Raw genomic sequence first — 13,305 nt, 5'->3', positions numbered from 1 at the left:
AGAAATCTTCCTTTCTAGTGATTATCCAATAATTGTTGCTGGAATAACTGCAAGTAGGCCAACAATTACTGGAATAAGTAAAGCTACGACAAATATATCTTTATAGGCCTCTTTATGGGTTAAACCTGTGACAACTAATAGTGTAATAACTGCGCCATTATGAGGTAGTACATCTAAACCACCTGAGGCGATTGCAATTAATCTGTGTAATAATTCTGGCTGTCCACCCATGGCCAGGAAGCTTTCTGATAGAGCTTCTAGAGCAATACTCATTCCACCGGAAGCTGAGCCAGTTGCACCTGCCAGGGCATTAGTTGAAACTACTCCAAAGAGATATGGGTTGCCTAATGTAACTTCACCTAATACATCGACCAGGACATCAAAACCAGGTACTGCCTGAACGACTGAGCCAAAACCGACTGCTAAAGCTGTATTCATAATTGCAGTCAGGGAGCCATTGGCACCTTCATTTAATGTACCTGCAACATCTTTGATAACTTCAAATCTATTCCAGAGTAAAATTAATGCAATTGCATTACCCCAGAAAAGAGCTGCATTTATATTCATTTCAAAAACATTTAAGAGAACAACCACTGAAACAAGAGGGATGATTGAAAGGGCAACAGACGGCAAGCCTTCCTGATCTTCGCCGCCAAAATTATCATCTTCTGCTTCTATATACTTTTCACCATTGGCCCAGGCCTTTTTAAGCTCTCTCTGCAAATAAGTATAACCTGCTATAAAGATTATTACTGCTGCAGCCAGACCTAAAAATGGAGCTGACATGGCATCTGTGCCAAAAAATTCTGTCGGGATAATATTCTGAATCTGAGGGGAACCTGGAATTGCTGTCATTGTGATTGTAAATGAACCGAAGGCAATTGAACCGGCAATAAATCTCTTTGGCACATTGGCTTCTTTAAAGATAGCCATGCCTAGAGGATACATTGTAAAGACAACAACAAAAAGACTGATACCGCCATATGTTAAGACCAGACAGGCTACAACGACTGCAAGAATAGCTTTGTCGGCACCGATCTTATCGATTATCCAGTTACCGACTGCTGCTGCGGCACCTGTATCTTCCATGATCTTACCGAAGATTGCTCCCAGGAAGAACATCGGGAAGAAATCCATTATGTAACCTGATGCGCCTCCCATGTAAGTTTCCATAAATGCAGGTAGTAGTTCCATTCCGCCAAAAGCTGCGACGACCATTGAAAAGATTGGGGCTGCGATCAAAATACTTAAACCTTTCATACATGCTACCATAATTCCGATTAATCCTATTACGATTCCTAATACTGACATTTGCAAACCTCCTCGATTTTATAAAGCTGCTTATTAATACTCACTTATATTAATATGCATATTCTATGCCAGGTGATTAAATTTTGCTAAAAAAAATTAAGATTACTGATATTAGAATGACTCTGGCTTTTTAGTGAAAATATTATCTTTATTATATTATTACTTTAAATTTTCAAACAATTGTCGCTATTATATACAGCTTGGCTTTTTATAGAGTGTAATTCTATGAATTAATGGCGATGATAGCATTCTGTATTATTTTAATACACTCTTTTAAAATTGTATAAAAAAACTACACCCTGTCCAGGGTGTAGAAAATTTGAGGCTATAATTTTTTATTTAATCACAATTAAGGTCATATTTTTCTAACTTATCATATAGGTTTGTGCGATGAATTCCTAATAACCGGGCTGCTTTAGATTTATTGCAGCCTGTCATGGCCAGTGCTTTTTGGATTGATTCCTTTTCCAGTCTGGCCACATTGTCTTTTAGATTTAATGTTTCGCCAAATTGAAAGTCCTGGTTATTTAGAGAAACCTGTTCGACAGGATTTGCCTGCTCGCTGATTATTGGCGGAAGATGTTCTGGCTTGATTACTCTTCCTTCAACAAAATTTATCGTTCTCTCTATTACATTAAATAGTTCCCTGATATTGCCTGGCCAGTCATAGGCCTTCAAATAATCTAAGGTTTCACTGGCAAATTCCAGGTCTTCAATTTCAAATTCAGAGATTAAATCTTTAAGTTTCTTTCTGGCCAGTAACGGAATATCATCTTTTCTTTCCTTTAATGGTGGGAGTTTTAACCTGATTACATTAAGTCTATAATAGAGATCTTTTCTGAAATTATTATTCTTTATCTTGGTTTCCAGGTTCTCATTACTGGCGGCAATAACCCGAACATCCAGCTCAATTGTCTCTGTCCCCCCCACTCTGGTAAATTCCTTCTCCTGGAGAACTCTAAGGAGTTTGGCCTGCATCTTTAATGGCAGACTGCTAATCTCATCAAGAAAGATGGTTCCGCCATTGGCCAATTCAAATTTGCCAGGTTTTCCTTCCTTACTGGCCCCTGTAAATGCCCCCTCTTCATACCCGAATAGCTCTGATTCCAGAAGATCTGAGGGAATAGCTGCACAGTTAACTCTGATAAATCTGCCGAATTTTCTATAACTTGCCTTATGGATTGCATGGGCAAATAGTTCTTTTCCAGTTCCAGTAGCCCCATCCAAAAGAACTGCCGAATTATTTTCAGCCGCTCTTTTGGCTATCTTCTTTAAGTATTTCATCCTGGAGTTAACAGTAAGAATATTATCAAAGGAATATTTGGCCTCCTGGAGCCTTTTTAACTCACCTTTATGTTTATTTAATTTTTCTTCTAAAACTTCCATCCGACGATTTAGAGATTTTAATTCTTTAACATCTTTAAAGATCACGACGCCAACCCCACCCAGAATTGTCTCGCCATCATCATCGAAAATAGGCAGACGATGGCAGATCATATCATTGCCCTGGATTCTCTGAATATGGCCGATCTCCTTTTCTCCATTCTGGACGATAAGATGCATTCTGGTATTTTCAATTACATCGGCAACAAACTCACCTTTAACCTCTTCTTCTTTAAGGCCGAGAAATTTTTCATAGGCCTGATTGAATTTGGTGATATAGCCATTTTTATCGACAACTACGATGCCTTCATAGGCCTCATTTAAAATTGTATCAAGTGCCTTAAGCTCTGATTTTACTGATTTAAGTCTTCTTCTTAATTCTACTGGGTCAGTAATTTCGTCTGGAGTATTTTTAGTATTTAGCATTTATATGCTCTGCTCCTTCTATTTTTTTAATAGTTATTCCTATTATATCAGATATAATAAGTTTTTTCAGAAAAAAGCTTCGATGCACCTGCCCCCTCTTTTCTTTTTGATTAAAATAGGGTAGACTGGAAATAGCATTTAAATAAAATCTGGAAAGGTGTGATGATTCTGGCTAAAGTTACTGGACCATTAATGTCGATTGGAGCCAGTGGTAAGTTTGCGAATTTAGTTAATTATAAATGGAAGGAATTTGATATCGTCAGGTCTTATGTAAGTTCTAACCCCAGTAATACTGAAAAACAGAAAGAAAATCGGGACCTCTTTGGTGCCGCCAGTAAATATTATAATTTATTAACTGATTATGATAGAGAGGCCTGGAATCGGATTGCTGGCAGGGGAGTAACTGGCCATAATGTTTTAACTAAATTGGCTAGAAATTCTTTGAAAGAGACTGGCGACTTTGCTCTAGTTCACAATCTTTATATCGATAATTTAGTCCCTGAAAAAGCAAGGATTAATTTTAATGTAACAGCTGATATAGATCTAAAATTAACCCTTACAGATATTAAAAATGATAAGATCAAGACCTATTCTTTAAAAGCCAGAAAGAATCAATTGAATTCTTTTACTCTCTCTAATTTAAATAGTGAGTCAGAGTACAGTTTTATATTTGAATCTGAAAAAATTCTTTCTAACTTCTCTGGAAAACTAATTCAAGCTGGAGATATTACTACTGGAGATTTCTTTATTAATTATGGCCTACTATGTATCAATAAAACAGGAGAAGAAAAACTTATCTACCAAAAAATTGAACTGGATAATGATACAATTAATGAAAATAATCCTGTAAAACTTAAATATCAGGGTTTTAAAACCTTTGATAAATTTTACCTTTATCGATTTAGTAATAATCTAGGTTTAAATGAGGGTTTAATAGCCAAGGCTATCCCTCCACAAATTGTATTTAATGATTCTGGAGCAAAAGCCATTAAAAAGTTTCCTGGCATTGAAAGTAATGAAAAGATAATTACCGGTTCTTCAGGTCTATATAGATTTGAAAGCTTTTAATTATAGCTGGAGAAAAGCTAAAGTATTCCTGAAGCAGACCCGGAGCAGACCCGGAGCATTCCCGGAGCATTCCCGGAGCATTCCCGGAGGAAACCTGGAGCATTCCTGGAGTAGAAATATACTGGATATAGAGTAAAATCAACTTATTAATAAAGAAATCCTGGCTGGAGCAGTTAAGAATGCTCTGGCCAGGATTTTATATTTTATCTACTAATTAATTGGCATGTCTGAGGCGCATCTTCTCATCTCTTATCTTCTTTCTAATTCTAATGGCATCAGGGGTGACCTCAACTAATTCGTCTTCAGCGATAAATTCCAGGGCATCTTCCAGGGTCATCTTTTTGGCTGGAGGAAGCTGGATGGCATCATCTGAACTATTGGACCTGACATTGGTCAATTTCTTATTCTTGCAGGGGTTTACTGTTAGATCGTTCTCCCTATTATGAAGTCCAATGATCATCCCTTCATAGACATCTGTGCCTGGCTCAATAAATAACCGGCCCCGATCTGTCAGGTTAGAGAGGGCATAACCTCTGGCAGTTCCTTTATTTGCTGAGATAAGAACGCCATTATTCCGTTCTGGGACCTCGCCTTTAAAGGGCTCATATCTATCAAAGGAACGGATGATTGTTCCTTCACCGCTGGTGTCATTGATGAATTCACTCTTATAACCTATCAGTCCTCTGGTCGGTACCAGGTAATCCAGTTCGACATAGCCATTTTCCTGCATCATTGACTGCATCAAACCTTTTCTTTTATTTAATTTTTCGATGACTGTCCCTGAATATTCTTCTGGAACATCGATTAAAACTCTCTCTATCGGTTCATGGCGTTTGCCATCGATCTCTTTCATTAAGACTTTAGGCATTGAGACTGCCACTTCATAACCTTCCCGGCGCATATTCTCCAGGAGGATTGAAAGGTGGAGTTCTCCCCGGCCTGAGACTTTAAAGGCATCTTTATCTTCGGTTCGCTCGACTTCCAGGCCGACATTAACTTCAAGCTCCCGGTCTAACCTGGCCTTTAGGTGACGGGTTGTCAGGTATTCCCCAGTCTGACCGGCAAAGGGAGAGTCATTAACCTGGAAATTCATTGACAGGGTTGGCTCTTCAATATCGATTACTGGTAGTGGATCTACTTTACCTGGCTGGCCAATTGTATCTCCGATTGAAATCTCTGGCAGGCCTGTAATAACTGCTATATCACCACTCTCAACTTTTTCGGTTTCAGACTGACTTAATCCGACATAGCTAAAGAGTTTGTTGATCTTACCTTTATTAATGGAACCGTCTCGCTTGCTGACCTCTACTTTCTGGCCTTTTGCGATCTGGCCCTGATAGACTCGGCCAATTCCCATTCGGCCTAAATAATCATCATAGGCCAGGTCATAAACCTGCATCTGGAGCGGTTCTTCGTTTTTATCTGGATAACTTTCGACTCTATCTATAATAGTATCAAAGAGCGGGGTTAAGTCTTCACCTTCATCTTCTAGATTATATTTTGCAATCCCTTCAGTTGCCACACCATAGACTGTTGGAAATTCAAGCTGCTCGTCACTGGCATTGAGATCGATAAATAAATCAAGGATCATATCTTTAACTTCTTCTGGTCTGGCATTCTTCTTGTCAATTTTATTGATTAAAACAACTGGCTTAAGACCTTTTTCTAAGGATTTCTGAAGGACAAATCTGGTCTGGGGCATTGGACCTTCAGCGGCATCTACCAGTAATATTGTTGTATCGACTGACCTGATAACCCTTTCAACTTCTGATGAAAAATCGGCATGTCCTGGTGTATCGACTATATTTATTTTATATCCATCATGTTCGATGGCACAGTTTTTGGAATAAATGGTGATTCCTCTTTCTCTTTCTAAGTCATCACTATCCATAATACAATCAACGACTTCCTGATTTTCCCTAAAAATTCCACTCTGATCTAAAAATGCATCGACCAGAGTCGACTTGCCTGCATCTACATGGGCAATTATTGCTATATTGATAATTTCTTTTTCTCTCATTTGTATCTACTCCTTTTTAAGACCATTGTTTATTATACACTATTAGTCGTCTTTATGCAATCAATCGTATAATTATTTTAAATTAATTGAAATAAGGCATTTTATCTGCTATATTAGCCACTTTTATGTTTTTTTATTATTTTTTAGAATGTAATATGTAAAAACTTGATAATATTTTTTCATGGTGATATAATTATATTGAAAAAATATAGTTGAATAATAAGATTAGTTTTTAAAATACCAATTATTAAAGAGAGGTGTCATAATCATGGGTAATTTGAGAGAATCTGTTCTTTTTGCAATCGAGAATTTTAATGCTGCCTTCAAGAGGATAGATGATATTGATCTGGATGAAATCGAAATGGAAGAAAAAATTATGGATAACAGGATTATGTCTATAGAGAGTTATTTAAGATTTCTAGAAAGAGACGGAATTGAGGATTTCAAAAAGATTAAAGATATTATAGAGGGTGATTCTAATGGCTGATAAAATTTATTATAAGATTCAGTATCCTATGAAGAAAGCGATTGCAAAGTTAAGAAAGATTGATACTGATGAGAAGAATATTAAAAAGGCGCTAGAAAATTTTACTGAGACTGAAAAGGGTATGGTCAAGGACTTTATTATTGACTGGGAAAATAAAAACAAAGAAAAGTTGGAGAAATTCATCCAGGATCTAAAAGAAATTAATTATTAAAGTATATTCAGCCCCGGATATTCCGGGGCTATTTTATAATTAAAAATATTTGAGAGGATGATAATTTGTGGAGAAGATTAAAGTCGATAGTTTTTTAGATTATAGATTTTTATCTGATTTAAAATATTCACCTGATGGAGAGAATCTGGCTTTTAAAGTCAGTCAGGCCAATCAGGATGATAATAACTATGATTCAAACCTCTGGATTTATAATCTGGCCAGTGATAGATTTTATCAGCTGACCTCTGGCAAAAATGATGGTGGCTTTGTGTGGTTAAATGGCGATGAGATAATCTTTACTTCTAAGCGCCAGGATAAACAGGATAAAGATAAAGAAAAGCTGATATCTGAGACTGAATTTTATAAAATAAATATTAATGGTGGCGAGGCCGTTCATATTAAGACAGTTGCAAAGGCTGTCGGTGATTTTAAAGTTAAGGGCCAGGAGAAGCTAATATTTACTGCCATGAAAGATTTAAAGGAGCGGGATGAAGAGGAATTAAAGAAAGATAAGGATTATCAGGTTTTAGAGGAGATTCCCTTCTGGGCAAATGGCAAGGGTTATACTGATAGTTACAGGAACCATTTATATAGCATGGATATTGACTCTGGAGAAATTGAGGAACTTGTTAAAGGTAAAAACAATGTTGGCAATTTTGTGATTAAAGGTGATAAGATTGCCTTTACCATGAATTATTTTGAGGATAAGGCTGAAATTATAAATAATCTTTATCTATATGAGCTTGATAGCGGCAATTTATTTCAGCTAACTGATAGAGACTGGTCAATAAGTATGATTGAATTTAAGAATACAGATGAAATTTGTTTTGCTGCCAATGATTTTCAGGGAATGGGGCTTAATTCTAACCCTGAGCTTTATCTGGTTAATACTGATAATAATGAAATCAGTCAATTAACTGATGGAATGGACAGGAGTCTCTGGACTTCTGTCGGGAATGACTGTCGCTTAGGTGGCGGCCAGACCTTTATAGCTGATGATGGTGAGCTTTATTTTATTTCAACTGAGGGTTATAATTCCTATTTAAATCGTTTGAATTCCGGTGATATTGAAAGAATTATCGAAACTGAAGGTGCCGTTGATATGTTTGATATTCATGATGGTCAGATAGCTTTTATCGGATTTAGAGGCAATCAGCTCCAGGAGTTATATCTCTTTGAATCTGGCAGGGAGAAGCAGGTTAGTTCATTTAATGATCAACTTCTGGCTGAAAAGATGATCTCTGAGCCTGAACATTTTACTGTTAAGGCCTCTGATGGAGTTGAGCTGGATGCCTGGATAATCAAACCAGTTGGCTATCAGGAAGGCGAGAAATACCCGGCAGTGCTGGAGATCCATGGTGGTCCCAAGACTGTTTATGGTTCTATCTTCTTTAATGAATTTCAGATACTCGCCAATGCAGGCTATGCTGTTATCTTTAGCAATCCTAGAGGTAGTGATGGTCGGGGTAATGAATTTGCTGATATTAGAGGCGGTTACGGCCAGAGGGATTATCAGGATTTAATGGAGGTAGCAAATACTGCACTTGAGCGTTATGATCTGATCGATGCTGATAGGCTTGGAGTTGCTGGCGGTTCCTATGGTGGTTATATGACTAACTGGATCGTTGGCCAGACTGATAGATTTAAGGCTGCTGTCTCCCAGCGGAGTATCTCTAACTGGGTTTCGATGTTTGCAACTACTGATATTGGTTATTATTTCGTTAAGGATCAGGCTGACGGTGCAACCCCCTGGAATAATCTTGATGAGCTCTGGGATAGTTCGCCTTTAAAGTATGCTGACAGGGTTTCAACTCCGACCTTATTGATTCATTCAGAGGAGGATTATCGCTGCTGGCTAACTGAGGCGCTCCAGTTCTTTACAGCCCTTAAGTATCATGGGGTTGAGAGCAGGCTGACTATTTTTAAAGGGGAAAACCATGAGCTTTCCAGAAGCGGCAAGCCTGAGCACAGGATCCGCCGCTATCAGGAAATGCTGGACTGGTTTAATCAATATCTAAAGTAATTAATCTGCCTATATTCCTGGCTGTCTCCTGGAGTAATTCAGGAGTGGCCAGGATTATTTTATTTAATGATGCTGGCTTATTTATGATCGAGAAGGCTGCATCGATTCCTTTCTGGAATACTTTCTGGTAATCTTCACCTAAACTGCCGGCTATTGCTAGCACAGGAATCCCCTCTGCTCCGGCCAGATGGGCTACATGGATTGGAGCTTTATTATTGACTGTCTGGTAATCGAGCTGGCCCTCTCCTGTAATCACCAGATCTGCTCCTTTTAATTTAGCTGCCAGTTGATTGGCTCTGGCCACAATATCTGCCCCTTCTTTTAATTCACCATTTAGAAATGTTATCAATCCTGCCCCCAGGCCACCTGCTGCCCCGGCGCCTGGCAGCTGCTGGAGATCTTTATTATAATTATCTCTGACAAATTGATTGAATTTGCGGAAATTCTGATCCAGCTCTTCTACCTGTTTCTGGCTGGCGCCTTTCTGGGGACCATAGATATAGGCTGCTCCATTCTCACCATAAAAAGGATTGGAAACATCACAGGCTATCTCTAAATAAAGTTCTTCTGCCGGCGGGTACAGATTTTCTTTAGAAACACTTGCTATTTTGCCAATCTGGCCGCCACCTCTGCCGATTTCCTGGCCAGCTTTATCTTTAAAACTAAAACCCAGGGCCTGGAGAGCTCCGACTCCGGCATCCATGGTGGCAGAACCGCCAATACCCAGGATAATATGGCTGGCACCTCTTTTAAGGGCTGACTTGATAAGCTGGCCGGTGCCATAGGTTGTTGTTTTCCTGGGATCGGCAGTAGCTGGATCTATATAACTTATTCCAGAGGCTGCCGCCATTTCAATAACTGCCTGGCTCTCATTTAAGATCCCGTAAAATGCTTTAACCCTATCGCCTTCAGGGCCAATCACTTCTTCTTCAATGATCTGACCATTATGGGCGTCGACTAAGGCCTGAACTGTACCTTCACCGCCATCAGCCATTGGAACTTTAATGATTTCTGCCTCTGGGATTGTTTTTTTAATACCAGTTTCGATATTTTCAGCTACCTCTAAAGCTGTCAGGCTACCTTTATATGAATCCGGGGCTATAATTATTTTCATAGGCTCTACCTCCTGATCTTCTTGTTAATGTTTTTCCTGTTACTATATTATATTAAAGATTTAATTCATATTTCCTTTACAATTGATTATTATAATTTATTTAGAATCAAATAAATATAAATTAAGTGAGGTGGAAGAGATGAAAAGAAAGTTTTTAGTTCCAGTTTTAATCTTAGGTTTAGTCTTTTTAGTCGGAGTTTCAACTCTTGCAGTCGAAAGCAAAAACGAACCTGTAAATAATGCAGCCCAGTTCCAGAGAGCTGAGACAGGTCCAGGAGTCTATTGTGGTGAATGTGACGGTGAGCCTGAAAATTTACAGAGACAGTTCCAGGAAAGTCGAAGATTAGAGAATGGGGAAAATGGTGAATACAGGCAGGACCAAAAAAGGGCACAGCGAATGAGAGCAGGTAATTAAGATCAGGTCTGGGGTAGGTGAGAACCTACCTCTTTTTTATGTGAAATTTGTAAATTACTTAACGTTTATTTGAATTATAACAATATATAATGTAATTAAGAAAAAGATAAAATAAAAGTCCATTACTATTATGGAGGTGGCAATAATGAAACTTTTAAAAAAAGGTACATTTTTAGATAATATCACACGTGACCACCACCCTGACAAAGAGACTAAGAATTTTGAGAGAGAATTATTCCAGAAAGCTTATTTCTATAATCATAACCATATGGTATAAATTGTAATCTAGATTTATTGCCTCCCTGATTATTCAGGGAGGTTTTGCTATTTTATAAGATTGAAATAGTTTATTCTATTTGATATAATTTAAACAATAGTTTGAAAAACTAAGAAATATTAATTTTTCAGGGGATGAGTTTATGTATAAAGCTAGGATAGCCTTTGTTTTTATTGCTTTTTATTCTTTCTGGTTACTTTTATCCGGAAATCTGGCTCCAGCCAATTTAATCCTGGGTTTTTTAGTCTGCAGTTTTACTCTCTATTTTTTCCGGGGCTTTCTCTTGCAGGAACCAGAGGATAGATCTTCAGTCTTTTCTTACATACGCCGAACTATTATTTTCTTTCTTTTTCTGCCTGTCTTCTTCTATCAGGCCTATAAATCTTCACTTACTGTTCTTAAATTAGTCTTTCAAAAAGATTTAGATTTACATCAGGGGATTGTTAAGATAAGGACTGATGTTGAGAACTTAAGTGGCAGAACTATGCTGGCTAATTTAATTACTCTAACTCCAGGTACAATCTCTGTTGATATTGATGAAAATACCGGTGAACTATTTATTCACTGTATTAATATCCCAATGGAAGAAACGATTAATCATAAAGAAGAGATTATCGGGGCTTTTGAACCCTGGGTACTTAGAATTTTTGAAGATTAAAACCCTATTAAAAGTCAGGAGGATTTGCCTTGAATCTAGAATTTGTTATAATTTTTGTTTTATTCTGCTCAATGATTTCATTTTACAGGTTAATAAAAGGGCCCCATCCCCTTGACAGAATAGCGGCTGTCAGTGCTATTGGTATTATGCTTTTGATAGTGCTTGTTCTGCTTGGAGCCCATTTTAATCGGGCATTATTTATTGATGTTGCTTTAGTATATGGTGTCCTCTTATTTATTGATGTTTTGGTAATGGCTAAATACTTTGGGACTCCAGGGAGACATGAGGAGGAAGAGTCATGATTGTAGATTGGATTATCAGGTTCTTTTTATTTAGCGGAATGGTATTTTTCTTAACAACTGCCATTGCTTTAATCCGCTTTCCTGACTTTTATTCAAGAATGCATGCTGCTTCTAAATGTCTGATCGGTGGAGGTATTTCAATCTTAATAGCTTTAATTATCCAGGAAGGTCCATCACCTCTATCTTTTAGATTACTGCTTTTAATTGTCTTTTTACTAATTACTAATCCTGTTGTTGGCCATGCCCTAAGTAGAGCTTCATATCATTATGGCCATGTTATAAAAATGACTAGAGATGATTTACATGAGAGGGTTTTTGACAATGATTGATCTAATCTTTGGTATAATTCTGGTGATGCTTGTTGTAACGGCTGCCCTTGCATTATTTTCTAAGAAACTTTTAAACTCTGTTGTAATCCTATCATTATTCAGTACACTTTTAGTTATATTACTTATTATTCTCCAGGCACCTGATCTGGCTCTGGCTGAAGCTGTTATAGCTGCTGGAATCATGACCAGCTTCTTTATTATAACTATTAATAAGACGGAGGAGATAGAATGAATAATATTTCCTTCAATAAATTATTTAGTGCTGGATTGGTTTCATTATTAGGCATTTTTTTGCTGATTACTTTTTATGATATTTCAAATTTAGAAGTTACTCTCAGCCTTTCTGAACATTATATAAATTATGGCGTTGAAGAAACTGGTGCTATAAACTTGATTACTGCTATATTATTTGATTATAGAGCTTTTGATACTATCGGTGAGGCAACTGTGATTTTTACTGCTGCCTCAATTGTAGCTTTAATTTTGCCCCAGCATGAAGCTTCAATGCTTAAAACTGAATTTACACCAATAGTTCATCAATCAATTGCTTTTATACTGCCTTTTTTCTGGGTTATCAGTATATTCTTAATTGCTTATGGTCACCTCTCCCCTGGCGGAGGGTTTTCTGGTGGTGTTATAATCAGTGCGATGTCTATCCTGATAATCTTTACCTATGGCTTCCATTATATGACTAAACGCTTTAATGTAACCAGGCTTTCTTTAATTGAAGATTTTGGTGCTTTATTATTCTTATTGATCGGTATCTTTGGATTGATCTATGGTGGCAGTTTTCTGGCCAATAGCCAGGCTGGAATTTATTTAGGTACCCCTGGTGAATTATTAAGTGGCGGACTTATGCCATTATCAAATCTTGCCGTCGGGGCTAAAGTTGGTACCGGATTAAGTATTATCTTTATCTCATTAACCAGGGAGGATTAAATAATGATCTTATTATACCCAACAATTGTATTGTTAATCTGTATGGGATTATATACAGTTTTAACTCAGACAAATATGATAAAAATAATAATTGGGATCAGCATTGTTGAATCTTCAATTATTCTGCTTTTAGGGGCTATGGCTTATTTTCCTGATGCTGCTGCTCCAGTATTGGACCAGCCCTTTGAATTAGTTGCAGATCCGCTGCCCCAGGCTTTAGGATTAACTGCAATTGTTATTAATGCTAGCACAACTGCAATAATGCTTGCTTTAGTTATTAAATTGCATAACCGCTATGACACTTTGAATATTCACGAAATCAAGAGATTAAGGGGATAATAA

Annotated in this window: 16 protein-coding genes; 12 read left to right on the top strand and 4 right to left on the bottom strand. The window is 37.4% G+C overall.

Annotated features, from left to right (window positions below; translation table 11 throughout):
• Nucleotides 1–21 precede the first annotated feature (21 nt).
• A complete protein-coding gene (locus tag I0Q91_RS08575) occupies nt 22–1,311 on the bottom strand; it encodes a GntP family permease (protein ID WP_270454062.1) in 1,290 nt (429 codons plus the stop codon).
• Nucleotides 1,312–1,650: 339 nt separating this feature from the next.
• The gene (locus tag I0Q91_RS08570; protein WP_270454061.1) at nt 1,651–3,120 is read right to left on the bottom strand and encodes a sigma-54 interaction domain-containing protein; all 1,470 of its coding nucleotides are present in this window, start codon (nt 3,118–3,120) and stop codon (nt 1,651–1,653) included.
• Between the two features lie 162 nt (nt 3,121–3,282).
• Between I0Q91_RS08570 and I0Q91_RS08565 the strand changes: the two genes are divergently transcribed.
• Nucleotides 3,283–4,188 (top strand): hypothetical protein, encoded by a 906-nt coding sequence (locus I0Q91_RS08565; RefSeq protein WP_270454060.1) that lies wholly within the window; start codon nt 3,283–3,285, stop codon nt 4,186–4,188.
• A 214-nt stretch (nt 4,189–4,402) separates the two neighbouring features.
• On the opposite strand, the gene typA is transcribed toward I0Q91_RS08565, so the two are convergent.
• Nucleotides 4,403–6,208, bottom strand: a complete 1,806-nt coding sequence (gene typA / locus I0Q91_RS08560) for a translational GTPase TypA (RefSeq protein WP_270454059.1) — start codon at nt 6,206–6,208, stop codon at nt 4,403–4,405.
• 268 nt (nt 6,209–6,476) lie between these two features.
• Here typA and I0Q91_RS08555 point away from each other — a divergent pair, with 268 nt between their 5' ends.
• The 3 genes from I0Q91_RS08555 to I0Q91_RS14440 all read left to right on the top strand — a co-directional run bounded on the left by I0Q91_RS08555 (nt 6,477) and on the right by I0Q91_RS14440 (nt 8,929).
• Nucleotides 6,477–6,695 (top strand): hypothetical protein, encoded by a 219-nt coding sequence (locus I0Q91_RS08555; protein WP_270454057.1) that lies wholly within the window; start codon nt 6,477–6,479, stop codon nt 6,693–6,695.
• On the top strand, nt 6,688–6,906 hold the full coding sequence (locus I0Q91_RS08550) for a hypothetical protein (protein WP_270454056.1): 219 nt from the start codon (nt 6,688–6,690) through the stop codon (nt 6,904–6,906). Before I0Q91_RS08555 ends, I0Q91_RS08550 begins: the two co-directional genes overlap by 8 nt.
• A gap of 67 nt (nt 6,907–6,973) precedes the next feature.
• A complete protein-coding gene (locus tag I0Q91_RS14440; RefSeq protein WP_270454054.1) occupies nt 6,974–8,929 on the top strand; it encodes a S9 family peptidase in 1,956 nt (651 codons plus the stop codon).
• Here I0Q91_RS14440 and I0Q91_RS08540 read toward each other — a convergent pair.
• The gene (locus tag I0Q91_RS08540; protein WP_270454052.1) at nt 8,910–10,043 is read right to left on the bottom strand and encodes a glycerate kinase family protein; all 1,134 of its coding nucleotides are present in this window, start codon (nt 10,041–10,043) and stop codon (nt 8,910–8,912) included. The two genes, I0Q91_RS14440 and I0Q91_RS08540, sit on opposite strands and share 20 nt — an antisense overlap.
• 139 nt (nt 10,044–10,182) lie before the next feature.
• On the opposite strand from I0Q91_RS08540, the gene I0Q91_RS08535 reads away from it, so the two are divergent.
• From I0Q91_RS08535 to I0Q91_RS08500, 8 genes are all read left to right on the top strand, one after another.
• Complete coding sequence (locus I0Q91_RS08535) at nt 10,183–10,458, top strand: hypothetical protein (protein WP_270454050.1); 276 nt, start codon at nt 10,183–10,185, stop codon at nt 10,456–10,458.
• A 145-nt stretch (nt 10,459–10,603) separates the two neighbouring features.
• Complete coding sequence (locus I0Q91_RS08530; RefSeq protein ID WP_270454049.1) at nt 10,604–10,735, top strand: hypothetical protein; 132 nt, start codon at nt 10,604–10,606, stop codon at nt 10,733–10,735.
• A 142-nt stretch (nt 10,736–10,877) separates the two neighbouring features.
• The gene (locus I0Q91_RS08525) at nt 10,878–11,393 is read left to right on the top strand and encodes a Na+/H+ antiporter subunit E (RefSeq protein WP_270454047.1); all 516 of its coding nucleotides are present in this window, start codon (nt 10,878–10,880) and stop codon (nt 11,391–11,393) included.
• A 29-nt stretch (nt 11,394–11,422) separates the two neighbouring features.
• Nucleotides 11,423–11,695 (top strand): MrpF/PhaF family protein, encoded by a 273-nt coding sequence (locus tag I0Q91_RS08520; RefSeq protein ID WP_270454046.1) that lies wholly within the window; start codon nt 11,423–11,425, stop codon nt 11,693–11,695.
• Nucleotides 11,692–12,024 (top strand): monovalent cation/H(+) antiporter subunit G, encoded by a 333-nt coding sequence (gene mnhG / locus I0Q91_RS08515; protein ID WP_270454045.1) that lies wholly within the window; start codon nt 11,692–11,694, stop codon nt 12,022–12,024. Before I0Q91_RS08520 ends, mnhG begins: the two co-directional genes overlap by 4 nt.
• Nucleotides 12,017–12,256, top strand: coding sequence for a Na(+)/H(+) antiporter subunit B (locus I0Q91_RS08510; RefSeq protein WP_270454044.1), 240 nt, complete (start codon nt 12,017–12,019; stop codon nt 12,254–12,256). Before mnhG ends, I0Q91_RS08510 begins: the two co-directional genes overlap by 8 nt.
• On the top strand, nt 12,253–12,963 hold the full coding sequence (gene mbhE / locus I0Q91_RS08505) for a hydrogen gas-evolving membrane-bound hydrogenase subunit E (RefSeq protein WP_270454043.1): 711 nt from the start codon (nt 12,253–12,255) through the stop codon (nt 12,961–12,963). The genes I0Q91_RS08510 and mbhE overlap by 4 nt, the downstream gene beginning before the upstream one ends.
• 3 nt (nt 12,964–12,966) lie before the next feature.
• Entirely contained in the window at nt 12,967–13,302 is a 336-nt protein-coding gene (locus I0Q91_RS08500) for a sodium:proton antiporter (RefSeq protein WP_270454041.1), read from the top strand.
• Nucleotides 13,303–13,305 lie beyond the last annotated feature (3 nt).

Source organism: Halonatronomonas betaini (assembly GCF_015666175.1).
Lineage (GTDB): Bacteria > Bacillota > Halanaerobiia > Halanaerobiales > Halarsenatibacteraceae > Halonatronomonas > Halonatronomonas betaini.
Note: the sequence above shows the minus strand (reverse complement) of the source record. Positions and strands in the feature narration are given on the sequence as shown.

Bases quoted from the DNA above. Each gene is read 5' to 3' on its own strand.
- I0Q91_RS08550 (WP_270454056.1), top strand. From the start codon at position 6,688: ATGGCTGATAAAATTTATTATAAGATTCAGTATCCTATGAAGAAAGCG.
- I0Q91_RS08570 (WP_270454061.1), bottom strand. From the start codon at position 3,120: ATGCTAAATACTAAAAATACTCCAGACGAAATTACTGACCCAGTAGAA.
- I0Q91_RS08540 (WP_270454052.1), bottom strand. From the start codon at position 10,043: ATGAAAATAATTATAGCCCCGGATTCATATAAAGGTAGCCTGACAGCT.
- I0Q91_RS08510 (WP_270454044.1), top strand. From the start codon at position 12,017: ATGATTGATCTAATCTTTGGTATAATTCTGGTGATGCTTGTTGTAACG.
- I0Q91_RS08530 (WP_270454049.1), top strand. From the start codon at position 10,604: ATGAAACTTTTAAAAAAAGGTACATTTTTAGATAATATCACACGTGAC.
- mbhE (WP_270454043.1), top strand. From the start codon at position 12,253: ATGAATAATATTTCCTTCAATAAATTATTTAGTGCTGGATTGGTTTCA.
- I0Q91_RS08535 (WP_270454050.1), top strand. From the start codon at position 10,183: ATGAAAAGAAAGTTTTTAGTTCCAGTTTTAATCTTAGGTTTAGTCTTT.
- typA (WP_270454059.1), bottom strand. From the start codon at position 6,208: ATGAGAGAAAAAGAAATTATCAATATAGCAATAATTGCCCATGTAGAT.
- I0Q91_RS08565 (WP_270454060.1), top strand. From the start codon at position 3,283: ATGATTCTGGCTAAAGTTACTGGACCATTAATGTCGATTGGAGCCAGT.
- I0Q91_RS08525 (WP_270454047.1), top strand. From the start codon at position 10,878: ATGTATAAAGCTAGGATAGCCTTTGTTTTTATTGCTTTTTATTCTTTC.
- I0Q91_RS08500 (WP_270454041.1), top strand. From the start codon at position 12,967: ATGATCTTATTATACCCAACAATTGTATTGTTAATCTGTATGGGATTA.
- I0Q91_RS08575 (WP_270454062.1), bottom strand. From the start codon at position 1,311: ATGTCAGTATTAGGAATCGTAATAGGATTAATCGGAATTATGGTAGCA.
- mnhG (WP_270454045.1), top strand. From the start codon at position 11,692: ATGATTGTAGATTGGATTATCAGGTTCTTTTTATTTAGCGGAATGGTA.
- I0Q91_RS08555 (WP_270454057.1), top strand. From the start codon at position 6,477: ATGGGTAATTTGAGAGAATCTGTTCTTTTTGCAATCGAGAATTTTAAT.